This is a genomic window from Paenibacillus senegalimassiliensis (genome assembly GCF_001486585.1).
GTDB classification, from domain to species: domain Bacteria; phylum Bacillota; class Bacilli; order Paenibacillales; family Paenibacillaceae; genus Fontibacillus; species Fontibacillus senegalimassiliensis.
This window is the reverse complement of sequence record NZ_LN909045.1, coordinates 721,552-743,857: the sequence shown is the minus strand read 5'-3', so window position 1 is coordinate 743,857 and position 22,306 is coordinate 721,552. Positions and strand designations below refer to the sequence as shown.

At 49.3% G+C, this 22,306-nt stretch carries 20 protein-coding genes and 1 riboswitch; of the genes, 13 read left to right on the top strand and 7 right to left on the bottom strand.

Annotation, left to right across the window (positions count from 1 at the left end; translation table 11 throughout):
- Position 1: 1 nt before the first annotated feature.
- The 4 genes from BN3279_RS13300 to BN3279_RS13285 all read right to left on the bottom strand — a co-directional run bounded on the left by BN3279_RS13300 (position 2) and on the right by BN3279_RS13285 (position 6,324).
- Entirely contained in the window at positions 2 to 1,273 is a 1,272-nt protein-coding gene (locus BN3279_RS13300) for a TadA family conjugal transfer-associated ATPase (protein ID WP_082673081.1), read from the bottom strand.
- Between the two features lie 2 nt (positions 1,274 to 1,275).
- The gene (locus BN3279_RS13295; protein WP_059051540.1) at positions 1,276 to 2,373 is read right to left on the bottom strand and encodes a P-loop NTPase family protein; all 1,098 of its coding nucleotides are present in this window, start codon (positions 2,371 to 2,373) and stop codon (positions 1,276 to 1,278) included.
- A gap of 173 nt (positions 2,374 to 2,546) precedes the next feature.
- Positions 2,547 to 5,126 carry a winged helix-turn-helix domain-containing protein gene (locus tag BN3279_RS13290; RefSeq protein ID WP_059051539.1) on the bottom strand — a complete coding sequence of 860 codons (2,580 nt, stop codon included), beginning with the start codon at positions 5,124 to 5,126 and terminating at the stop codon, positions 2,547 to 2,549.
- Positions 5,127 to 5,442: 316 nt separating this feature from the next.
- On the bottom strand, positions 5,443 to 6,324 hold the full coding sequence (locus BN3279_RS13285) for a LysR family transcriptional regulator (RefSeq protein ID WP_059051538.1): 882 nt from the start codon (positions 6,322 to 6,324) through the stop codon (positions 5,443 to 5,445).
- A 140-nt stretch (positions 6,325 to 6,464) separates the two neighbouring features.
- On the opposite strand from BN3279_RS13285, the gene zwf reads away from it, so the two are divergent.
- From zwf to BN3279_RS13250, 7 genes are all read left to right on the top strand, one after another.
- Positions 6,465 to 7,997: a glucose-6-phosphate dehydrogenase gene (gene zwf / locus BN3279_RS13280; RefSeq protein ID WP_059051537.1), complete on the top strand. Its 1,533-nt coding sequence runs from the start codon at positions 6,465 to 6,467 to the stop codon at positions 7,995 to 7,997.
- Positions 7,998 to 8,062: 65 nt separating this feature from the next.
- Positions 8,063 to 8,722: a fructose-6-phosphate aldolase gene (gene fsa / locus BN3279_RS13275; protein WP_059051535.1), complete on the top strand. Its 660-nt coding sequence runs from the start codon at positions 8,063 to 8,065 to the stop codon at positions 8,720 to 8,722.
- An 18-nt stretch (positions 8,723 to 8,740) separates the two neighbouring features.
- Positions 8,741 to 10,153: an NADP-dependent phosphogluconate dehydrogenase gene (gene gndA, locus BN3279_RS13270; protein ID WP_059051533.1), complete on the top strand. Its 1,413-nt coding sequence runs from the start codon at positions 8,741 to 8,743 to the stop codon at positions 10,151 to 10,153.
- A gap of 178 nt (positions 10,154 to 10,331) precedes the next feature.
- Positions 10,332 to 11,009 carry a uracil-DNA glycosylase gene (locus tag BN3279_RS13265; RefSeq protein ID WP_059051532.1) on the top strand — a complete coding sequence of 226 codons (678 nt, stop codon included), beginning with the start codon at positions 10,332 to 10,334 and terminating at the stop codon, positions 11,007 to 11,009.
- Positions 11,006 to 11,566: a CDP-alcohol phosphatidyltransferase family protein gene (locus BN3279_RS13260; protein ID WP_059051530.1), complete on the top strand. Its 561-nt coding sequence runs from the start codon at positions 11,006 to 11,008 to the stop codon at positions 11,564 to 11,566. The genes BN3279_RS13265 and BN3279_RS13260 overlap by 4 nt, the downstream gene beginning before the upstream one ends.
- Positions 11,567 to 11,652: 86 nt before the next feature.
- Entirely contained in the window at positions 11,653 to 12,660 is a 1,008-nt protein-coding gene (locus tag BN3279_RS13255; RefSeq protein ID WP_059051529.1) for a permease, read from the top strand.
- Positions 12,661 to 12,676: 16 nt separating this feature from the next.
- Positions 12,677 to 13,543: a TIGR03943 family putative permease subunit gene (locus tag BN3279_RS13250; RefSeq protein WP_059051528.1), complete on the top strand. Its 867-nt coding sequence runs from the start codon at positions 12,677 to 12,679 to the stop codon at positions 13,541 to 13,543.
- Here BN3279_RS13250 and BN3279_RS13245 read toward each other — a convergent pair.
- Together BN3279_RS13245 and BN3279_RS13240 are read right to left on the bottom strand one after the other, a co-directional pair.
- Positions 13,533 to 13,943 (bottom strand): NusG domain II-containing protein, encoded by a 411-nt coding sequence (locus BN3279_RS13245; protein ID WP_059051527.1) that lies wholly within the window; start codon positions 13,941 to 13,943, stop codon positions 13,533 to 13,535. The two genes, BN3279_RS13250 and BN3279_RS13245, sit on opposite strands and share 11 nt — an antisense overlap.
- Positions 13,944 to 14,164: 221 nt before the next feature.
- On the bottom strand, positions 14,165 to 15,664 hold the full coding sequence (locus BN3279_RS13240) for a copper amine oxidase N-terminal domain-containing protein (RefSeq protein WP_059051526.1): 1,500 nt from the start codon (positions 15,662 to 15,664) through the stop codon (positions 14,165 to 14,167).
- Positions 15,665 to 15,857: 193 nt separating this feature from the next.
- Positions 15,858 to 15,901: riboswitch (PreQ1 riboswitch) on the top strand.
- Between the two features lie 160 nt (positions 15,902 to 16,061).
- Here BN3279_RS13240 and queC point away from each other — a divergent pair.
- The 5 genes from queC (at position 16,062) to BN3279_RS13215 (ending at position 19,537) form a co-directional block, all read left to right on the top strand.
- Positions 16,062 to 16,730, top strand: a complete 669-nt coding sequence (gene queC / locus BN3279_RS13235) for a 7-cyano-7-deazaguanine synthase QueC (RefSeq protein ID WP_059051525.1) — start codon at positions 16,062 to 16,064, stop codon at positions 16,728 to 16,730.
- Entirely contained in the window at positions 16,727 to 17,218 is a 492-nt protein-coding gene (gene queD / locus BN3279_RS13230) for a 6-carboxytetrahydropterin synthase QueD (RefSeq protein WP_059051524.1), read from the top strand. Before queC ends, queD begins: the two co-directional genes overlap by 4 nt.
- On the top strand, positions 17,215 to 17,949 hold the full coding sequence (gene queE / locus BN3279_RS13225) for a 7-carboxy-7-deazaguanine synthase QueE (RefSeq protein ID WP_059051523.1): 735 nt from the start codon (positions 17,215 to 17,217) through the stop codon (positions 17,947 to 17,949). Before queD ends, queE begins: the two co-directional genes overlap by 4 nt.
- Before the next feature lie 29 nt (positions 17,950 to 17,978).
- Positions 17,979 to 18,476, top strand: a complete 498-nt coding sequence (queF, locus tag BN3279_RS13220; RefSeq protein ID WP_059051522.1) for a preQ(1) synthase — start codon at positions 17,979 to 17,981, stop codon at positions 18,474 to 18,476.
- Positions 18,477 to 18,565: 89 nt separating this feature from the next.
- Positions 18,566 to 19,537 carry a 2-hydroxyacid dehydrogenase gene (locus BN3279_RS13215; RefSeq protein WP_059051521.1) on the top strand — a complete coding sequence of 324 codons (972 nt, stop codon included), beginning with the start codon at positions 18,566 to 18,568 and terminating at the stop codon, positions 19,535 to 19,537.
- On the opposite strand, the gene BN3279_RS13210 is transcribed toward BN3279_RS13215, so the two are convergent.
- Positions 19,509 to 21,053, bottom strand: a complete 1,545-nt coding sequence (locus BN3279_RS13210) for an MDR family MFS transporter (RefSeq protein ID WP_059051829.1) — start codon at positions 21,051 to 21,053, stop codon at positions 19,509 to 19,511. The genes BN3279_RS13215 and BN3279_RS13210 overlap by 29 nt on opposite strands.
- A gap of 149 nt (positions 21,054 to 21,202) precedes the next feature.
- Here BN3279_RS13210 and BN3279_RS13205 point away from each other — a divergent pair, with 149 nt between their 5' ends.
- Positions 21,203 to 22,288: a M24 family metallopeptidase gene (locus BN3279_RS13205; RefSeq protein ID WP_059051828.1), complete on the top strand. Its 1,086-nt coding sequence runs from the start codon at positions 21,203 to 21,205 to the stop codon at positions 22,286 to 22,288.
- The last annotated feature ends 18 nt before the right edge of the window (positions 22,289 to 22,306 follow it).

The following is a 22,306-nucleotide window of genomic DNA, read 5'->3' as shown; positions in this document are numbered from 1 at the left end:
TTCACTCTCCTTCTCCAATTGCCACGATATTTCCAATTTCATCGAGCTTGATGCCGGCAAAGCGTAGCTTGTCCAACTCCCGCATCACATTGCCCGTAGGCACAAGCGAACCGATGATCTTCCCATCTGCTGTCTCCCCCCGTTCCTGGAACCGGAACAAGGAATTGAGCATGACTTCGCCTCGATCGTCGACTCCAATAATCTCGGAAATCTCCACGACCTTGCGTGTCCTGTCTCTGAGCCGCATCAAGTGAATCATTACATCTATGGCCGAGGCAATCTGTTTCCTGACTACGCTGATCGGCATCTCCGCACCACTGATCACCATAGATTCAAGACGGCTGAGCATATCAGAGGTTGAGTTCGCATGGCCTGTAGACAGCGAGCCATCATGCCCCGTATTCATCGCCTGTAGCATATCGAGCGCCTCAGCTCCTCTGACCTCCCCAACAATGACCCGGTTAGGACGCATACGCAGCGAGCTTCGAATCAATTGACGAATCGTGATTTCGCCTCGGCCCTCCGTATTGGCATTACGAGTCTCCAACCGTACGATATTCGGAACATTCAAAATTTGCAGCTCGGCCGAATCCTCAATCGTAATAATCCGTTCATCCTGGGGGATGAAATTGGATAAGGCATTCAGGAAGGTTGTTTTACCCGAACCTGTACCGCCTCCGATAAACATGTTGTATTTGGCGACCACCAGCTTCTGTAGAAAAATCGCCACATCCTCGGTTAATGCACCTAATCGGACCAATTCCTGCATGTCCATCGGCTTCTCAGGAAATTTCCGAATCGTCATGGTTGGTCCGTTAAGCGCGATAGGCGGCAACACAACGTTGACGCGGGAGCCATCCTTCAGCCGGGCATCTACGATGGGACTGGACTCATTCACCACCCGATTCACAAAGCCCACAATTTTCTGAATGACATTCTCCAACCGACGTTCATTCTCGAACTTTTGCGGAGATTTCATCACCTGTCCATTTCGCTCGATGAATATCTCGTCATAGCTGTTAATCATAATTTCTGTGATACTCTTGTCTTCGATCAACGGCTGCAAGGCATCCAATCCACGAAACGAGTTCATGATCCGTTCAATCATCTGCTGTTTTTCGCTAATGGTCAGGTTGTCTTCAACGGTGTGTTCAAATACAACTTGTTCAATTTGACTGAGTACATCATCATCAGAAGGCGCCCCCTCCTGATCCAGCCAATTCTTGACGATCAGCCGCAGTGTATCGAATTTTTCATCAGTCAGGGTCTGCATACTCATGTAGCAAATACCCTTGAATCCGCCAGCATTTGTCTGACATAGTGATTGAAATGCCGATTCCTGGAGTAGTCCGCCGCATCCCCCGTCTTCTTCCATTCAGGAATATAAGGTAGATATGACGTTATCTGGAAGTCCGAATTATAAAGAATCTGTTCATCCAATTGCTTATTCAGGACGAAGAACAATTGGCTGAAGAACCGGGTATCCCCTAAATTGGCCCGTTGCAGATACCTCAGCACCACCTGAGTCTTGGCCAAGCACTGCTCATTATGCTGCATCATCCAGTAAACGAAGTCACTCTCCTGCAAAACTCCGAGGTTACGCTCGTCAACCGAGTAATCCATATCCACGATGATGTAATCGTATCTCCCCATTTGACATAACACTTGCAGCAGTCTCTTGGCATCTGCTTCGGTCAGTTCCAGCAAATCCCTCACATTAGAAGGGCCTGTCAAATAATCAATGCCCAGGCTTTCATGATGCTGTCTCAAGCTCTCAAAGCGAACAGAAAGCTGCTTCTCGTTATTGCGCATATAATAGAGCAGATTGGAGATTCCCTCTTCTGCTTTACGTCCGGTATGCAGCGGATTGCCGCAAACCGCTTCCATATTCAAATACAATGTCGCTAAGTTCCGCTGGCTTAATTGGTGCGCAGTAGCTAATGCGGTTGCGGTCTTACCAGAACCACCGATACTGGAATAGAACGCTGCAATCTTGGTCTTGCGATCCCGTTGGAACTTCTGTGATGCATTGGGATTAAGCTTGGCATAATGCTTTAACGCTTGTTCAATTAACTGGTTAAGCGGCTGATACATTTGCAGCGCTGGCTCCATTGCTTCAAGCGCTCCGTCCTCCACCAATGCAATATAGGCACATTTTCCCTCTTGCTGATTCGGGACCATTGGCATTAGCTCTTCCGTGGCCAGGACAATATGAGCAGGCTCACCAGAGGCAAGCAATTCCTCCACGTGCGCTTTACTTGAGCAAAAGCGAACAATGAGCTTGCTGTGATAGTCCGATTCGCGAATATAGGTGTGCAACGCTTTCTGGTACTGCGAATCCGCTATGGCAACGATGACATAAATCTTCTCCATTTCCCGACTCCTTTCGAGCACATCCCCATTATAGGGAGCGCCAAAAAAGGTTGTAAATCAACAGAAGGGTTGAGAAGAGGGTTGGAGTACCTAGGACAATAGTTGTAGTATCAAGGCTTTATCCCTATCCATTCGACAATTGTAAAATTTTTGTAAAATTTGCTCGTTTATCTTCACAACAACCCTTTTTGCCTTGCTTTCTCAATAGCCAATACCCGATTAGACACTTCTAATTTCTTGTACATGTTATTCACATGGGTTTTAATCGTGGCCATCGAAATCCCCATCTTCTCCGCAATAAGCTTGTTCGATAAGCCCTCATGGAGGAAGCGCAAGACCTCTTGCTCCTTCACCGTTAATAATGATGCTTCCGCATCTGGACCAGACAAGTCTTCCAGAGGCCTGCTCGTCGTCGGTTTTACCTTGGCTTGATGCACCAGCCGTTTCACATACATTAGCGACACCTTATGAATTATTGTGCGATAATGACTTTGCCGCGACTTCAGGTACACGCGAAGCAGTTCAACCATAGGACCATCGTAATCAGCAAATGAACGAACACAGCCCTCCGTTTCCCCGAGATGAAGGGCTTCTTCCAGAAAGTCCAGAGCAATCGACAATTGAGAGTTTTGATATAAAATCAACCCAAGCAAGGCAAGACTTCGAATCAGACAGAGGATGTCGCCCGTTGCCCGGGCATGTTCACAAATCATATAAGCCCATTCCTCCGCCTCCTCCTGTTTGCCCTGAATCAACAATAACCGCGTGTGAATTCGATAGGCAGCAAATTGCTCGGCCGGAATATCATCGGTAATACTCACCTTATTATCCAGTAGCCATTCCTCCGCCTTGTTGGCTTCACCTATACGCAACCAGATCGTCGTCATTAACAGGGCCGCTTTTTTTCCCAGTTCGGGATTCTCAAGTGGCTCCATATCCTTCTGTAGTTGTTGTATATCTGAAAGGCATTGTGGCCCCTTCTCCCCGCTCCGGGCCAGTTCAATAGCAGCCAATATGAGACGGACCCGAATAGCAACCTGCAAGCTTCCCGACACTTGAGCATCATCCAGCAGTTGGCGCGCATACTGTTCGGCTAGCTCCAACTGATTCCATTCATATAGCAAAGATATGTATGAAATATTGATTTCTGTGGAGATAACTCCGCTTCTGCCTTCAGCCCCTGCTTCCAAGAAACGCTTCAACAGCACTTCCGCGCCTTTCAGACTGCCAATATGAGTATGTAAATCCCGTAGAGAGATGATGGAATCACTAGGGATGACCACACCCTCGAACAGCTTTTCCTTAGGGTCTGCCTGGATATACTGGCTCCAATGCTCAATGGACTTCAGAAAATCCTTGGTCTTATAGGCATACAACGTTTCAATCAGCAACAGCCCGGTTCGCCATAGCTTCAAGTTGCCCTCGTTCTGCTCCGAAGCATCTTCAAACAGCCTTTGACGTAATCGGTCACAACACCGCCGACTCTCCTCCACCTTGCCATCTACCAGCTTGATTACAATATGGAGCAGATAAAGCCTAGGCTGGCTAAATAAAAATTTGAGCGGAATTCGTTCGAACCAATAGCGAATATCCGGCTTCTCCAAGCTTCCCGGGTGGAACAAGATGCCTGCAAGCAATTCGGCCATCGATTCGTAGGCCTCGGCATGCAAATAGTAATGGAGTGCCTGCAGTGGTCTGTCCCTTTGCTCCATCCACTTCCCCGCCCTGGCATGTAATTGTACAAATAAGCTTGGCGATCTCTGCTTCAACTGGAACTGTAAAAATTGGCGAAACAGCGGGTGGTATCGAAACCACCCCTCCGACCCTTCAATAGATGCTGTAAACAACCTGCCCTGCTCAAAAACTGTTCGTAAATCTTCCCCCTCGCCCAAATCACTAACGTATACACATAATTCTGCGTTCATCTCCTCCAAAATGGATGAACGATATAGAAGCTGCTGCTGTCGTTCACTTAAGCAAGAGAGAATTTCATCGAAGAAGTAAGCGGCAAAATCCTTGTTTTGCCCCATGATATGTCTCCAAGGCTCGCTGCTTCCGGCGTGCTCCAGCATAGACATTGCTGCCAGCCTCAGCCCTGCTGCCCAGCCTTGTAATTGTTCATGTATGTAAAATATCTGCTCATTACGCAAATCGAGATCATGGTAAAGGCTAAAAAACAATTTTGTTTCACTAGGACTGAATTGCAGGTCGCTCTTGTCCATTTCGATCAATTCATTCGCCGCCTTCATCTTGGCCACTTGCAGCGATGGATAAGCCTGACTTGCCAGATAGACATGAACCTGCTCAGGCAGCAATCGGATAAACTGATTAACCTCTGCGAGAACATCCGCATCGGTAATATGGTTGAAGTCATCCCATATTAATATCGTCTGCTCCTGCTTCATGCTCAGCTCGTTCAACAAATCAGCGACAGACCAAGGCAGTTTGCCGTGCTTATCCAATAATCGGCTTAACTGACCTCTGCGAAACAGGCTGTTAGGCTGGATAGACGCCGCCACATGTGTCCAGAAGCTATGAGGATGATTGTCCCTTTCGTCCAAGGTCACCCATGCCACATATGTCTCCATCCTTTTGACCCAATCGCTTAGCATCGAAGTCTTCCCATACCCCGAAGGGGCAACTACAAAGGTAACCCGTTTGTCTAACCCCTGATCCAGTATCTTGTAGAGCTTGGGACGCGAAATAAACGTATTGCTGATCGATGGAACTTTTAGTTTGGTCTGAATAATCAATCCATACCTCTCCCTTCAACTTCTATCACACATGATTCTTTATAATTGGTAGCCCTAATGATGACAATCAACCTTTTAGCTGAATGGATAGGTGGAGACCAACGATAATCAGTGTACCAAGGGAAAGTTTGCCCAAGAAAAATATGAAGTTAATTCTAAGTAAAGCGACTATAGAACTATATTCTAATAGGAAAAATTGCTCATTTTTATATTTTTTCTTCTAAATTGGTCATTTCAAGGACAAAAAAAGAGCGTATCCGGAATTTTCCAGCTACGCCCCAAATTATTATTTATTTCTCAACCTCCATTGTCTTGGTCATTTGAATCCTTCAATGAACTTCTTCGCTGCACTGGTTAGCGGCAAATTACGCATATTCATGACCCCGACCTGGGAAGGTGGAAGCTCAACATCCAGCTTGATCTCAAATAAAGAGCCCTCCTCCAATTCCTTGCTGACAAATTCGCGAGCGACATACGATATGCCGAGTCCCTTGCGAGCGAGTTCAATCAACAAATCCACGCTGCCTACCTCAATCTCCGGTTTTAGCTCATAGCCATAGCCGTGGAATAACTCCGTAATGGCCATCCGGGCCCGACTATTGCGAGAGAATAAGACAAGAGGATATTCCAACAGCTCCTGTAAGGAAATCACCTTATTCTGAATCTCAGGGGCATAACGGCAACCCGCCACGAAACAATCCTGAAGCTGAATGCCTTCCTGAACCTCGATTTGCGAGTCCATGATTGGCATTCTGGCTACGCCAAGATCGATTTTGCCTTCTTTCAGATAGCCCATGATTTCCGGGGTGGTCCCGTGCAATAGTTGAATGCCAATGTCAGGGTACTGAAGATGAAACTCCTCCAGGAAGGGCAGTAGGTAATGCTTGAATAACGAATCACTGCCCCCGATTCGCAGCACGCCGCTATCCAGATTTTTCAGCTCTGCCATTTTCTTCTCAGCCAGCGAGATCAAAATCTGCGACTGTTCAATATACGAATACAGAACAGCCCCCTCCTGAGTCAGCGACACGCCCTTGGAGTTGCGCTGGAACAAGGTGAGGCCAAAGCTCTCTTCCAGTTGCTTGATGGCATGGCTAACGCTCGGCTGAGTTAGAAACAACGCATGGGCCGCCTGGGTCAAGCTCCCTGTCTTGGCCGCCCAATAGAAGACTTTATAAAGCTCATAATTATTTGTCATAAGCGTGGTCTATAGCTCCTGTCAAATATATTAATTACATGTATAGTGCTAATTCGTATTATAGTGGTATCAAGCTAATGAATCTATAGCTAAACATAGTTGCATAGGCAGAAAAGCTATGCCGAGAGGAGAGAACCTGGATGGATGCCAATACATTCGTATTGTTTGGGGCAACCGGCGATTTGGCAAAACGCAAAATTTACCCGGCCCTGTTTAATTTATTTATTGATGGAAAACTGCCGGAGCTTTTCTCCGTGATTGGCTTGGGCAGAAGAGCATGGTCCGATGACACCTTCAAGGCGAACATCGAGCAATCTCTGCACAGCTTTTCGAGACGTGAGGTCAAAGATCCTGAGGCCGTCAAGAAATTTCTCGGCTTCTTCCGTTATCATGTACTGGACGTAGACCGTACAGAGGACTATCAAAGCCTGCTGCAAATCATCGAGCAGCGTGAGCAAAGCCTGTCCCTTACACCAAACCGCTTGTTCTACTTATCCGTAGGACCGGAGCTATTTGAAACCATCGCTTCGCATATTCAGAATAGCGGACTTGGCGATACCACGGGGTGGAAGCGCCTTGTCATCGAGAAGCCCTTCGGCCGTGATTTGCAGTCCGCTCGCGACTTTAACGAGCAGCTTGCCAAGTCTTTTGCCGAGGAAGAGATTTTCCGAATCGACCATTACCTGGGCAAGCCGATGGTACAGAAGCTGGAGGTACTCCAGCGGACGAACCCGGTCATTCAAGCTTCCTGGAACAACCGTTATATTGCTAATGTGCAAATTACCGCCAGTGAAACGGTAGGCGTGGAGGAAAGAGCCGGCTATTACGATCATTCCGGCGCACTTCGCGATATGTTCCAGAACCATATGTTGCAACTGCTGATGATGCTAGCCGGTCATTTGCCAAAGAGCGATGACTCCGAGCAAGTTCGCTTGAAGAAAAGACATGTCATGCAATCCCTGGAGCCGCTGTTGCCGCAAAATGTCAGCAGTCAGGTGATCCGCGGTCAATATAAGCAAGGTGCCATTCAAGGAAACCCTGTCATCGGTTACAAGGACGAAGCCGGTATTCCGCAGGATTCGCAGAACGAGACTTTCATTGCTGCCAAGCTGCAAATTGATGATCAATTCTGGCGGGGCATTCCATTCTATATTCGGACGGGTAAACGAATGAAGGAGAAAGCAACCCGAATCGTTATCGAGTTCAAGGAGCCGATTAAACAAACTGGAAGCACAGCAAGCGCGCATACGCCGAATTTGCTGGTCTTTGAGATCAGCCCGAACGAAGGCATCTATCTGCGTCTTAACACCGAAGATGCTGCCCAAAATCAGGACCTGACCAAAGTGCTCATCGGCACCCACAAGAGCGGTAGCGAGGTTCCGGAAGCTTATGAGAACCTCATCTATGATGCTTTGCGCGGAGATTCCTCCTTCTTTGCCCATTGGGACGAAGTGGAGCTCGCTTGGAAATGGGTTCAACCTATTCAGGAAGCCTTTGCTGCTAACGAGGTGCCATTGTACGAATACGAAGCTGGAGGTTTTGGACCGCAAGCGGCTCACGATTTGCTCGCCGAGGACGGCTTCGAGTGGTGGTTCGACCAAGAACATGCAGAAGCAAGCTCTGCCCCGGCGCAAGTCTCCCGTCAAGACAAAGAGCCATCGCTTGTAAAGTAATCAAGTAACTCATTTTTTCAGTCAGATATCTCAAAAATAGGTTTTCTAAATTGGAGGGATTGACGATGAAATTTTTTATTGATACAGCCAATCTGGAGGATATTCAAAAAGCCTATAAGGTCGGTGTATTGTCTGGAGTTACGACCAACCCTTCCCTGGTTGCGAAGGAAGGCGTCAAATTTGAGGACCGGATCGCGGAAATTTTACAGGCCGTGCCGGATGTGGAGTCCGTCTCCGCCGAAGTGACGCCAGATGCCGTAACCGCGGAAGAGATGATTGCACAAGCTAACGAGTTGATTCAGATCAATAACCACGATCCGCATATCACGATCAAGCTGCCTATGACCCTGGCGGGATTAGAAGCTACCCGTGTACTGGCCAAGCAAGGCGTGAAGACCAATGTTACCTTGATTTTCACCGTCAATCAGGCTTTGCTGGCAGCCCGGGCAGGGGCGACCTATGTGTCGCCTTTTCTGGGTCGGCTGGATGATATATCTGAGGACGGCGTGCAACTTGTCACCAGAATTGCCGAGCTGTTCCGGATGCATCATCTCGATACGCAGATTATTGCCGCTTCGGTGCGCCATCCGGACCACGTCACTCGCGTAGCCCTGGCTGGTGCGCATATCGCAACTATTCCATTTGGCGTCATTGCCCAACTGGTGAAGCATCCGCTCACGGACCAAGGCTTGGAGAAATTTGCAGCGGATTGGAAGAACGTATAAATCTGGAGGTAGCTACTGATGCAGAAACAACAAATCGGGGTTGTCGGCCTGGCTGTCATGGGCAAGAACCTCGCACTTAATATAGAAAGCAAAGGCTTCTCTGTGGCCTTGTACAACCGTTCCTCCGCCAAAACGAAGGAATTGCTGGAAGAAGCCCCGGACAAAAATTTTGTCGGCACCTACAGCATTGAAAAATTCGTGCAGGCACTGGAAACACCGCGAAAAATACTAATCATGGTCAAAGCCGGACAACCAACGGATGACACGATTGACCAACTTGTTCCGTTCCTGTCTCCCGGCGATATCCTGATTGATGGAGGGAACGCACACTTCCCCGATACACAGCGCAGAAACAAGCTGCTGGAAGCGCAAGGCTTCCGCTATATCGGAGCAGGCGTATCCGGCGGCGAAGAAGGCGCACTGAAAGGACCGGCCATTATGCCAGGTGGACAACGGGACGCTTACGAATTAGTAGAGCCAATTCTTACGGCCATCTCCGCAAAGGTAAATGGGGACCCCTGCTCCACCTATATCGGGCCAGATGGCGCTGGACATTACGTCAAGATGGTTCATAACGGCATCGAATATGGCGATATGCAGCTTATTGGCGAGGCCTATCAGCTATTGAAGGATGTACTGGGCTTAAGCGTCGACGAGCTGCACGATATTTTCACCGAATGGAACAAAGGCGAGCTGGACAGCTATTTGATCGAGATTACCGCTGACATCTTCGGGAAGAAAGATCCTCAGACAGGGGAGCCGATGGTGGATGTTATTCTGGATTCCGCCGGACAGAAAGGCACTGGCAAATGGACCAGCCAAAGCGCGCTGGATCTGGGCGTTCCGCTCTCTATTATTACAGAATCCGTATTCGCCCGGTTCATCTCCGCCATGAAGGATGAGCGCGTCGCCGCCAGCAAACGTCTGAGCGGGCCTAGCACGACTGCATTCCAAGGCGATAAGCAGGCATTTATCGAAGCCGTCCGCAAGGCGCTCTACGCCAGCAAGATTGCTTCCTATGCCCAAGGCTTTGCACAAATGCGGCTGGCCTCCGATGAGTACGGCTGGGATTTGAATTACGGCGCTATCGCCATGATTTTCCGTGGCGGCTGCATTATCCGCGCCCGCTTCCTGCAGAACATCAAGGATGCGTACGACCGTAATTCCGAGCTTCGCAACCTGCTACTGGACGATTACTTTAAGGAAGTCGTAGAGAATTATCAGGAAGCTTGGAGAGAAGTTATTGCAACGGCGGTAACCCGTGGCATTCCGGTGCCAGCCTTCTCCTCTGCCCTGGCTTACTACGACAGCTACCGGTCCGAGCGTCTTCCAGCCAACCTGCTGCAAGCACAACGTGATTACTTCGGCGCGCATACCTTTGAGCGGGTGGATCAGGAAGGAAGCTTCCACTTCCAATGGATGCAGCAATAACTGGCGATAACTAAAATACATCACAACTCAGCCCTTTCGCCTCCTTCACAGGAAGGTGGAAGGGCTTTATGATGAATATGAACTTGTCGCAAGCAGGAGCATAGGGCCGTCTTGTCGAATTAAAATTTAGGTTGAACCCAACTGAACAGAAAACAAGTCAGACCGAGGTGACATTCGCTTGACCATTTTAAAAAATGATTGGGCTCCTTATCTGGAGGCCGAATTTAACAAGCCGTATTATTTGCAACTGCGTACATTCCTGGCTCAGGAATATCGTACAAAAACGATCTATCCCGATATGTACGATATCTTCAACGCCCTTCATTATACGTCCTTTGCTGACGTGAAGGTCGTCATTTTGGGTCAAGACCCTTATCATGGCCCAGGGCAAGCCCATGGACTTAGCTTCTCCGTGAAGCCCGGGGTGAAAGCACCACCCTCTCTGCAAAATATGTTCAAGGAACTGCGCGACGATCTGGGCTGCTTCATTCCGAACAACGGCTATCTGGTTCCTTGGGCCAAGCAAGGCGTGCTTTTGCTAAACACCGTCCTGACCGTGCAAGCCGAAACGGCCAATTCCCATAAGGATAAAGGCTGGGAGAACTTTACCGACAAGGTAATCGAGACGCTGAACCAGAAAAGTGATCCAGTTGTCTATTTGTTATGGGGAAGTCATGCTCAGAAGAAGGCGGCCTTGATTACCAATAAAAATCACTACTTGATCAAAACGCCACACCCAAGTCCCCTGTCGGCTCACCGCGGGTTTCTTGGGAGCAAAGCCTTCTCAAGAGCCAACGAGTTTTTGCGTACCCAGGGACTTCCGGAAATTGATTGGCAAATTCCTGATCTGACATGAAGCACGCTGCCAATAGCCTGACGATAAGTCGAATGATCCTTTCTGGCCTGCTGATTTTCCTCATAAATCGGCCGGCCTATTTCATCATCTTCTACAGCATAGCGGGACTGACCGACGTACTGGACGGCCCCATCGCACGTAAGAGTGGTTATGCTAATGAGTTGGGGGCCCGGCTGGACTCTATAGCTGACATGATCATGTTTGGTGTCGTCACCGCCGCTTTCATCGTTTGGTCAGGCCCCGAAGTCTATGGGCTACTGCCCTACCTCTACGCCACTCTGGCAATCCGCATCCTGGCTCTACTTTATGCCGGCTGGCGCTTTCGAACCTTCGCGATGATTCATACCTGGGGAAACAAATGTACTGGCTTGCTAGTCTTTGCTGCACCTTTTGTTCTCCTTTGGCCCCAGTACGTACCGATGGTATTTCGCCTCGTCTGCATCATTTCTCTCCTCTCCGGTATCGAAGAGCTACTCATCCATTTGACCTCGCAGAAGCTGGAGCTTAATCGCAAAAGCCTCTTCCCCTTCGGCAAATCCCATTCCTCTTCAAAATAAACTTGTCCCGCCCAGGACAATCCTGGTTCTGAATTTCCTTGAATCGTAATAATTATGATTATGATGAAGCTTATAAGGAGATTCAGATGAACAAAATCCCTGTTCCCCGTCTGTTGCCCATGCTACTACCGGCTGCCTTTGCCTTGGCCTGCTTGACGGTGGTCTCTCCCGCTCTCCTTCGGCAAGTGCCCATGGATGAAGTGCAGACCTTTAAGACAAGCTTTCTTGGCATTCTGCTCGAAGCCTTGCCTTTTGTACTGGTAGGAGCCATCCTGTCGTCACTCATGCATCTATTTGTATCTGAAGAAACACTACGCCGCTGGATGCCAAAACATCCCGTACCAGGTATTCTCTTTGCTTGTGTGCTTGGACTGGTATTTCCCGTATGTGAATGCGGGATGATTCCCCTGATTCGCCGAATGATTCAGAAGGGAATGCCCGTGTATATGGCCGTTGTGTTCATCTTATCCGGCCCCATTCTGAACCCTGTGGTGTTCAGCGCCACCTATATGGCCTTTCGCCTATATCCTGAAATGGTCTACGCTCGTATGGGACTGGCCTTTGCCGTTGCCGCAGCCATTGGCGCAATTCTGTATCTCTACTGGAAGGACAATCCACTCAAGCATTCCTTGGCACGTGGCGCTACCCAAGACAGCAATGGACAGGGACACACACCTGCTCATGGCAGCAACAAACTGACCGCGGTGTTCATACATGCGGCCGATGAAGTGTTCGAGATGGGTAAATACCTGCTGATCGGCTGTCTGTTAACCGCAGGCATTCAGGCGTTTATCGCCAGAGAACATCTGGCCGACATTGGGAGCGGACCCGTCAGCGCCTACCTGTTCATGATGGGCTTTGCCTTCGTGTTATCCCTGTGCTCCACGTCAGATGCCTTTGTAGCCTCCACCTTCTTGCAGACTTTTTCCGGGGGCTCGCTGCTGGCATTTCTCGTCTTCGGACCTATGCTGGATTTCAAAAACATGCTGATGCTGCTCTCCGTATTCCGCACCAAGTTCGTTTTGCTGCTCACCTTCCTCATTTCTGCACTCGTATTTACAGGAGCCGTACTGGTGGGTACGTTATGGTTGTAAGGAGGATTATCGAAGTATGAATCAGCCGCTCATTATTCGCAGGCATTATTTAATCAGAGCCTTCATCTTACTTGGCTTCGCCCTGTTCATTGCCTACTTAACCCGCTCCGGAGCTCTTTATTTCTACATCGCTCCCCGTATGGAGCCATTGATTCGTTATGTCCCCATCCCGCTTGTCGTTATGGCAGTTTGCTTGGCTTATCAAGCCTTGTTCCAACGCTCCGCCGCCCTTTGCGACTGTGAGCGTCCTCTTTCGGTATCCGGCTGGAAGAATACGGCAGTCTATGGTTTATTTCTGCTTCCATTACTACTAGGTAGCCTGTTGCCCAATCAAGAGCTAGGCAGCTTTGCCGCCGCCAAGAAGGGCATGAGCTTGTCCTCTCCCTTGCTCGCCTCGGAACAACTGGAGGAGATTTTCAAGGCACCCGATCCGTATAATACGGAATTTGCCGCCTTGGCCCAGCGACTTTATCCCGAGCCCATCATTGAGGTTAAGCCCGAAATATTCTCTGAAACGATTGGAGCCATTGAACTCTTCCAGGACAAATTCCGCGGCAAAAAAATCAGGCTAAGCGGGTTTGTCTACCAGAATGAGGACCTCATAAAGGAATCCAAAGAGTTTGTGTTAGGACGCTTTCTCGTATTATGCTGCACGGCCGATTCCTCTCCATTTGGTGTCATCATCACATCGGATCAGCCTATTTCCGGGCTCGCCAAAGATGCCTGGCTTGAGGTGGAAGGAATCATAGAACCTCAAACCAGACAGGGCAAGAGCATGATTACAATTAAAGCACAGCGGCTATCAGCAATCGAACGGCCTGCTACCCCATATGTATATCCGAACGGCGATTCCATCCAGGTATGGGATGATATTAACCGCTGATAAAGGCATCCACGGCGTTCTCATCAGACAACGGCTCACCACTTTGTACGATTTGGACATATACCCGATTAGGGACACAGATAATTGTCTCATTCGGCCGGGAAATGAAGCCCATCTGCATGGATATCTTCTTCGGACAGTCGGCAAATATCATCTGAATGCCTTCATCGAATACCTTCAAGGTATTACGGCCAAGCGACGTAGCAATGTCGATCGTCTGCTCTCCTTCATCCAGTGGAACACTCCGATACAGCTCTCCATCGACCTGAATCTCCGCATATAGCGTAGCCGGATCATAGGTCTGACGGCTTTCAAACTCTTGACGGAACCATAGCCAAATGGAACCTACCAGTACGAGGACGAGCATTAACAGTACATCGCCGCGTTTTAGTCTTAACATATTGATTTCATCCTGTCTCGCTATGCAAGCGTAATAATTACGAATATATCCTATTCATTTTAGGGAATCTTCTTTTATTTTGTCAATTCACTTTCACACACCGGGTCTCATATAATTCCAGTTCAAAAAGGGCCGTTCCCGGGTGCATGATTAAATGCGGGGAACGACCCTTTAGGTTATAGACTACCTATCTCTCGCCAGCAATCGCTGGCTTATTCATTCTAGTCTCTTGTCAGCATGATCCAGCCTTCAATTTCAGTGTCCAACTCAGCGCCCAGAGCTTCCGCCATAAAGCGGAGCGGCACGTAACCCGAACCGTTGGTGTGTATGAACATAGGGTGCTTGAGTTTTACGGCAGCACCGTCTACCAAGGCCTCGCTTGAACCGACCTCTAGCACGATTTCCTTGCCGGTAATATCATCGGTCACAACAAACCGCTTGGGAGAATCCTTTGTCCATTTAATATCAGCATCCAATTCGTCAGCGAAGAAGCGCAGTGGAATGAACGCCGTACCTTCCTTCTTAATCACTCCGTAATAGTCGCTCTCTGTATCAATGAACGCTGTCTTGTATCCAATGCTCATTTGTTCATCCAGGAATTGATATAGCGCTGGAACATCTTCAAAGTTGCGCAGAATTTGCCCTGGTGTCGGATCAGCTACGGTAAAGTCCAATACACCATTGCTGGTGTCTACTTTATCAGCCTTAACGGCCCCCCCGATATTCCAAACTTCGCTGTCACTGTGTACCTTCACAGCCGTAATCGGAAGATCATCGGAACTTGGCAAGGCTATATGCAGTTCCATCGTTTGCTTACGCAAATTAAGCTTGCCGTCAAAGTAAAGGTCTAACTTCAGCACAGTGTCTTTGCCGAAGATCGTTGCTACATCAGGATCTTCCTCTAGCAAGCTCTTTATATCCTCGTCATAGGTGGCAAGAATCTCATCAAGCGCTGCTTTCAGTTCAATGTAGAATTCCTCTACCGCTGCCTGTTTACTATCAGATCCTTCAACGTATTCTTCATCAAACATGTAAATATATGGAGCAAAGAGGTCATAATATCCTTCAAGCAAAGCCTTCAAGCCTTGCTCATCCTTGGCAGCATTAACAAGAAACGGCTTAACTAAACCAAAGAATTCGTCACCGCGAACTTCCGTATGCAGATGCGTCAAGTTTAGTTTTTCACCATTCACTTCAGCCTGGCCTTGTTTGACAGACAGCACGGACGGATTAGGGAAATGCTTAAAGATGAATTCCCCGACTTTGATCGTCAATTCCTGTGACTCTTCATTCATCGCATTCAGGTCACTCGTCCCCAAGAACCCTGGAATCCCCTGTTGCTGCGATATGTACAACGGTTGCTTGGCACCTTCAATTTCCAGTCCAATCCCCTGCTCATCCATGGACACCAGGAACGGCGTTTTCTGACCGTCAAGTTCCACGTCGCCCTTCATAGACACAGTCCGGGCATCCTCTACCTTCGCTTGTTCGATGTTCAAGGAAAAAGAATTAATCAGTTCAATAGCAACTTTATCCGTAACAGACAAGGTACCCTCTGCCGGTACTACTTCTACACTTAAAGTTTGTCTCGATTCACTGGTCACCGGCTTGACATTGTTGGCAAGTGCCTTGCTGATATCCAAACCACCAACCGATTGACAACCGGCCAGCACAACCAGCATGAGCGCCAGTGGAATGGACATCCACTTGATCTTCTTCATATGTTCCCCTCCTTCAATTGAATACTTCCATTATCCGATAATTATTCATTTTTGGGAACGGGCTGCTCCGGATTTGGGACTATACGCCTACCTTGTTTACTTTACTTTTCCACTTCCAGGCGGGACAATATATGATATAATTAAAGTTATGACAACTGAAGAAACTCATACCCTTCCCAAATGGTAAAGGGGTATGAGAGAGGTTCGCGAACTCCCTCTATAAAAAACTATAAGCGCCTTCCTTATGCGGAGGTCTTTTTCCATGATCTCTGTGGCAGCTCTCACTATCGCCCAAGGGTAACTTGGGAAAGGCTCATGCATCTGCCGGGCTTGTTTTTTGTGACCAGTTCAAGAACTCTCTTTCTTCCATTATTCCATGAAGACGGAGGGTTTTTTTATGCTTAAAAACGAGAAAGCCATCGTAGTATTTAGCGGAGGTCAGGACAGCACCACTTGTCTGTTCTGGGCCATGAAGCAATTTGGTGAAGTAGAGGCGGTCACGTTCGACTACGGACAACGCCACAGTCTGGAGATTGAGTGTGCAAGGCAGATTGCCGGAGAGCTTGGCATTAAGCACACCGTGCTGGATATGAGCCTGTTAGGACAACTCACACAAAATGCCCTGACCCGTAGCGATATTGCAATTGAACAAAAAGAAGGCGAGTTGCCCAGCACATTTGTGGATGGACGCAACCATCTGTTCCTCAGCTTTGCTGCGGTTATGGCCAAGGGCATCTCGGCCAAGCACATTGTAACCGGAGTATGTGAGACGGATTTCAGCGGATATCCGGACTGCCGGGACGTCTTCGTCAAGTCGTTAAACGTGACGCTGAACCTGGCTATGGACTATGAATTTGTTATCCATACACCGTTGATGTGGATTGACAAGGCAGATACCTGGAAGCTGGCTGACGAACTGGGTGCCTTCGACTTTGTCCGCGAGCGCACCTTAACCTGTTACAACGGCATCATCGGCCAAGGCTGTGGCGAATGCCCTGCCTGCAAGCTGAGACAAGCCGGATTAGACAAATACTTGCAGGAGCGCGAGGGGGCGAATCAATCATGAGCCGGACACCTGGGGAATTTCGTATTGTAGAGTCCTTGCAGAAGCTAGGGGTGGACATTGCCAAGGATCAGCTTCGCTACCATCGCCGCCGAGTGCTGGTCAGCAAGGAATTTACGTTTGACGCAGCGCATCATCTCCACGCCTATGAAGGGAAGTGCAAAAATTTGCACGGACATACCTACAAGGTTGTGTTTGGCATTAGCGCCCTTCCGGATGAAACGGGAATTACCGTAGACTTTGGCACCCTCAAAACCATTTGGAAGCAGGAAATTGAAGGTTATCTTGATCACCGGTACCTGAACGAAACTTTGCCTCCAATGAATACAACTGCAGAAAATATGGTGGTATGGATTTATGAGCAGATGGAGACTGCCTTGGGTTCAGCAACCTATCGCTCCACCATTCTGGAGGGACGGACGGAGTTTGTCCGTCTGTATGAGACGCCGACCAGCTATGCCGAGGTTAAGCGGGAGTGGATGCAAGAATGAGTGCGCCATTGATTCCTGTACTTGAGATTTTTGGACCTACCGTCCAGGGCGAGGGCATGGTGATTGGCCAGAAGACGATGTTTGTCCGCACTGCCGGTTGCGACTACCGCTGTAGCTGGTGTGACTCGGCCTTCACTTGGGATGGCAGTGCCAAGGAATCCATCCGCCGGTTGACGGCGGAACAAATTCTGACGGAATTACGCGAGGTGGGCGATGACCGATTTGCCCATGTCACCTTGTCTGGGGGCAATCCCGCCCTGCTGCCGCAATTAGCCGAACTCGTCAAGCTGCTCCATGCCCAAGGACTGGCCGTAGCCGTCGAGACCCAAGGCTCACGTTGGCAGAATTGGCTGGCAGAGGTAGAACAGGTAACCCTCTCGCCCAAACCGCCCAGTTCGGGTATGGAGACCGATTGGGCCGCTCTGGACGATATCGTCGGCAAGCTGAAACATCGCCCGGACCCCTTTGCAGTTAGCCTGAAGGTCGTCGTATTTGACGACCTTGATCTGGCTTATGCCAAGCAGGTGCATCAGCGTTATCCCGAGATAGCGATGTATCTGCAAGTCGGCAATCCCGACGTGAAGCGCATGGATATCCCGGAACATGCCTCTGATCTGCTCCACCGCTATGAAGCGCTGATCGATAAAGTCATTGCTACGCCGGACCTGAATCAGGTCCGTGTTCTGCCGCAATTGCATGCCCTGGTATGGGGCAACAAGCGCGGTGTCTAACTCTCAGATTGAATGAAGGAGGACCTCTTATGTCAGGAAGAAAACCCGAGGAAATGCAGGATGTCACGCTGCTGGGCAACCAGGGCGTCAAATATCCGTTTAACTATGCGCCTGAGGTGCTTGAAAGCTTTGACAATAAGCATCCGTACCGCGATTATTTTGTAAAATTTAATTGCCCTGAGTTTACCAGCCTCTGTCCCATTACCGGGCAACCCGATTTTGCTACCATTTATATTAGCTACATCCCTAACATTAAAATGGTTGAGAGCAAATCGCTTAAGCTATATCTGTTCAGCTTCCGCAATCACGGAGACTTCCACGAAGATTGCGTCAACATCATCATGAATGATCTGATTAAGCTAATGGAACCGAAATATATTGAAGTATGGGGTAAATTCACTCCCCGAGGCGGCATCTCCATCGATCCTTACTGCAACTATGGCTTGCCCGGCACCAAATATGAAGCCATGGCTGAGCACCGCCTGATGAACCATGATATGTATCCGGAAAAAGTAGATAACCGCTAGGCCCCTACCACCTGTAGGTTACGGTATAATAGGGCTATCTGAAAAAAGCGCCCTGTGCGCGAAAGAGATACCGGAGAGGAGAAATGCGGATGAAGCCAAAAGTGTTTGTGTCGAGGAATCTTCCCCCAGAGGTCAAAGCCTATCTGGAAGAGCATTGTGATGTAAGCTTGTGGGATCGGCCCGAGCCGATCACCCGAGAGCAGTTGCTGGCAAGCCTTGCCGAGGCCGAGGGGCTGCTGACCGCAGATCGCAGCATTAACCGGGAGTTGCTTGACCACGCTCCCAAATTGAAGGTAGTCAGCAATGTTAGCGTCGGCTATAACAATTTTGATCTCGCAGCTCTGAAAGAACGTGGAGTCATGGGGACAAATACAGCCGGTTCGCTGAACGACACGGTGGCCGATCTGATCTTTGCCTTAATGCTGGATGTCGCCCGTCGTGTCTCCGAATTAGATCAATATGTTAAGGCAGGACAGTGGAAACGCGGCGATGGCCCGGGCTTCTTCGGACTGGATGTACACCACAAGAAGCTCGGCATTATAGGTATGGGTGAAATTGGCGAAGCTGTAGCACAGCGCGGCAAATTTGGTTTTGGCATGGAAGTGCTCTATTACAATCGCAGCCGTAGGCCGGACACCGAGGCCACCCTGGAAGCTCGGTATTTGCCCATGGATGAGTTGCTTAAGGAAGCTGACTTCATTGTGCTCATGACGCCACTCACACCGGAGACCCGCCATTTGATTGGCGCCCGGGAATTTGCGCTGATGAAGCCAACCGCCATCTTTGTCAACGCCTCGCGTGGTGCGACAGTAGATGAGGCAGCCATGGTCGCTGCCTTGCAGGACGGGCAGATCTATGGGGCTGGCCTGGACGTATACGAGCATGAGCCGATTGCTACGGATCACCCTCTGCTCAAGCTCCGTAATGTCGTCACCTTACCTCATATCGGCTCTGCTACCGATCAGACCCGCCGCAAGATGGCTATGGTAGCCGCTCACAATCTGGTAGCCGCGCTGGAGGGCCGCACGCCTCCTAATCTTGTGAAGGAATTACGTCCGTAGCCTTGCCCAGCATCCGGTCCTTAGGCATGAAGAACACGACCAGCACCGCACAAGCTGCGGGAATTAATGCCCACATAAAAGTATGCGCAATGGAGGCCGCCAAGGCCTCCGTTATGTTTTTTAGCACCTCTGGTGGAATCTGTGCCCTTCTCTCCGGGCTTAACGCCTCCTGCGCGTTCCCGAAGGCAGCTCCAGCCAAATCACTCCCCACAAAAGCTTCAGCCATACGGCCCGACAGCAGATTTCGCTGCGCGATGCCAAAGATGGTGATTCCCAGCGTCATCCCGAGTGAACGCAAGAAAGAGTTCGTAGAGGTGGCCGCTCCCCGGTGACGCATATCGAAATGATGTATGGCCGCCATGCTCAGCACCGAGAAGGAGAAACCGACGCCAAACCCGGTGAGAATGCTGTACGCCGTCAACATGAGTCGTGAAATATCGATGCTGAGTGTTCCCAGGGCAAAGATTCCACTTACAAAGCAAATAGCCGATAACAACATGACTGCCCGATAGGACATCCGTGAAGCCAGTAACCCTCCCAGCATACTAGAGGCCACCGAGCCAATCATCATCGGCATCAGCACAACACCGGAATTCGTTGCCGAACCTCCGAAAACGCCCTGCACAAAAATCGGAATATAGACGGTAGCTACTATAAATACACTGCCATAAAGCAAGGCAAGCAAACAGCTTGTGGCAAACAGTCGGTTCTTGAACATGGCAAAGGAAATAATCGGCTCGCCAGCCCTAGCCTCCACGAACAGAAAAATGATAAACAAAACAAGAAATCCACCAAGCAATCCGAGAATCGCTGCGGAATTCCAGGCATATTTGTCCCCGCCCAGTTCCAAAGCGAACATCAAGCATACCACTGCACCAACCAGCGTGAAGGCACCCCCCCAGTCAATTCGCTGCCGCTCATGCGTCACGGACTCCTTATAATAAGTGATAATCAGCAGCAGAGAGACAAGACCAATCGGGATATTAATATAGAAGACAAAGTGCCAACTGAGGGCATCCGTAATCAAGGCACCGAGTAATGGGCCGAAGATACTGGACGTGCCAAATACAGCGCCCATAAGTCCCGTCATCTTCCCGCGTTGCTCTACTGGAAAGATATCATAGATAATCGTAAAGGCAATTGGCATTAACGCCCCGCCACCGATGCCTTGAATGGCCCGGAACAAGCTAAGCTCCACCATGCTGCCAGCAAATCCGCACAACACAGACCCAAGCAGGAACATGATAATGCCGAACAGGAAAAATCGCTTGCGCCCATACATATCCGACAACTTGCCGAAAATCGGGGTTCCTGCCATCACAGTTACCATATAAGCCGAAGTCACCCATACGAACTGCTCCATACCTCCAAGATCGCCCACAATCGTCCCCATGGCGGTCGTCACAATGGTATTATCCATTGCAGCCATTAAGATGGCTAACATCAAGCCCAGCAAAATATATCTGGTTTGCTTTTTATTTTCCGCTATCAATAGAGCTCTCTCCTTTATATGCATCACATTAGTCATTCTACATGAGACAAGCTCCTCTCATTTTATTGAATTTCCATCAAAAGTAAACCTTTTTTCTGCAAGCTACCGTTCTTAACTGGTTTGACCTATAATAGAACCAGAGGTTTTGTAAGGAAAGGACGATGGTTTTTAGAATGAATGCCAAATGGTTGGAACTTGAACGCAAGATGCAGGAGTCAGGCGTAGATACCGTACTGATTACCGACCCCAAACATGTATATTATCTCACCGGTTTCCTAAGTAACCCTCACGAGCGATTTCTTGGAGCGATTCTGCAAGCTGGAAGCGAGCCCTTTCTGCTCGTGCCTGCACTGGATGAAGAAGCCGCCCGCGCTGCCGCAGATGTGACCGAAATTCTCACCCATGGAGATACCGACAATCCGTATGAAGTGCTCAAATCGAGACTCGGTGATTTAAAGGGAACATTTGGGTTCGAGAAGGAGCAAGTATCCGTTGCTAAATTTGAGCAAATGAAAGATACGTTAGCTTTTGCCGGGTATACGGACGTTGGCACATGGCTTCGTGATTTGCGAGTTAGCAAGAGCGCGGTGGAAGTAGGTAAAATCAAGCATGCTGTCCGCCTGATTGAGCAGGTGCTTAGTGAGACGTTGCTTCAGGTTCAGGAAGGCGTAACCGAAAGTGAACTCGTGGCACAGGTTGAATATCAAATTCGTAAATTAGGTGCAGACGGCCCCTCGTTTGATTCCATGGTTCTGTCGGGAGAGAAAACAGCGCTGCCACACGGCGTGCCTGGCACCAGACAAATCCGCAAGGGCGACCTGTTGATGTTCGACATTGGTGTTTATGCCGACGGCTATGCCTCAGACATTACCCGAACCTTCGGCGTTGGGGAACTGTCTCCGGAATTGATTAAAATCTATGAAACCGTACTTGCCGCTAACGAGGCAGCGATCGCAGCCATCAAACCCGGCGTGACCTTCGCCTCCATTGACCATGCTGCACGGCAAGTCATCGAAACGGCTGGGTATGGCAAGTATTTCCTTCATCGGCTTGGCCATGGACTGGGCATTGATGTCCATGAATTCCCTTCCGTCCATGGGGAAAATGAATATCGGCTGGCAGAAGGACATGTATTTACCGTAGAGCCGGGCATCTACGTCCCTGGAGTAGGTGGTGTCCGTATTGAAGATGATGTATTGGTGACGGCAACCGGAGTGGAAGTATTAACCAGCTACCCCAAAAACCTAACCTATATCTGACACCTGATGTAACTACAA

What these genes read in the sequence shown, in the direction of transcription:
- BN3279_RS13300 (WP_082673081.1), bottom strand. Translation starts at nt 1,273, where the DNA reads ATGCAGACCCTGACTGATGAAAAATTCGATACACTGCGGCTGATCGTC.
- BN3279_RS13295 (WP_059051540.1), bottom strand. Translation starts at nt 2,373, where the DNA reads ATGGAGAAGATTTATGTCATCGTTGCCATAGCGGATTCGCAGTACCAG.
- BN3279_RS13285 (WP_059051538.1), bottom strand. Translation starts at nt 6,324, where the DNA reads ATGACAAATAATTATGAGCTTTATAAAGTCTTCTATTGGGCGGCCAAG.
- zwf (WP_059051537.1), top strand. Translation starts at nt 6,465, where the DNA reads ATGGATGCCAATACATTCGTATTGTTTGGGGCAACCGGCGATTTGGCA.
- fsa (WP_059051535.1), top strand. Translation starts at nt 8,063, where the DNA reads ATGAAATTTTTTATTGATACAGCCAATCTGGAGGATATTCAAAAAGCC.
- gndA (WP_059051533.1), top strand. Translation starts at nt 8,741, where the DNA reads ATGCAGAAACAACAAATCGGGGTTGTCGGCCTGGCTGTCATGGGCAAG.
- BN3279_RS13260 (WP_059051530.1), top strand. Translation starts at nt 11,006, where the DNA reads ATGAAGCACGCTGCCAATAGCCTGACGATAAGTCGAATGATCCTTTCT.
- BN3279_RS13255 (WP_059051529.1), top strand. Translation starts at nt 11,653, where the DNA reads ATGAACAAAATCCCTGTTCCCCGTCTGTTGCCCATGCTACTACCGGCT.
- BN3279_RS13250 (WP_059051528.1), top strand. Translation starts at nt 12,677, where the DNA reads ATGAATCAGCCGCTCATTATTCGCAGGCATTATTTAATCAGAGCCTTC.
- BN3279_RS13245 (WP_059051527.1), bottom strand. Translation starts at nt 13,943, where the DNA reads ATGTTAAGACTAAAACGCGGCGATGTACTGTTAATGCTCGTCCTCGTA.
- BN3279_RS13240 (WP_059051526.1), bottom strand. Translation starts at nt 15,664, where the DNA reads ATGAAGAAGATCAAGTGGATGTCCATTCCACTGGCGCTCATGCTGGTT.
- queC (WP_059051525.1), top strand. Translation starts at nt 16,062, where the DNA reads ATGCTTAAAAACGAGAAAGCCATCGTAGTATTTAGCGGAGGTCAGGAC.
- queD (WP_059051524.1), top strand. Translation starts at nt 16,727, where the DNA reads ATGAGCCGGACACCTGGGGAATTTCGTATTGTAGAGTCCTTGCAGAAG.
- queE (WP_059051523.1), top strand. Translation starts at nt 17,215, where the DNA reads ATGAGTGCGCCATTGATTCCTGTACTTGAGATTTTTGGACCTACCGTC.
- queF (WP_059051522.1), top strand. Translation starts at nt 17,979, where the DNA reads ATGTCAGGAAGAAAACCCGAGGAAATGCAGGATGTCACGCTGCTGGGC.
- BN3279_RS13215 (WP_059051521.1), top strand. Translation starts at nt 18,566, where the DNA reads ATGAAGCCAAAAGTGTTTGTGTCGAGGAATCTTCCCCCAGAGGTCAAA.
- BN3279_RS13210 (WP_059051829.1), bottom strand. Translation starts at nt 21,053, where the DNA reads ATGCATATAAAGGAGAGAGCTCTATTGATAGCGGAAAATAAAAAGCAA.
- BN3279_RS13205 (WP_059051828.1), top strand. Translation starts at nt 21,203, where the DNA reads ATGAATGCCAAATGGTTGGAACTTGAACGCAAGATGCAGGAGTCAGGC.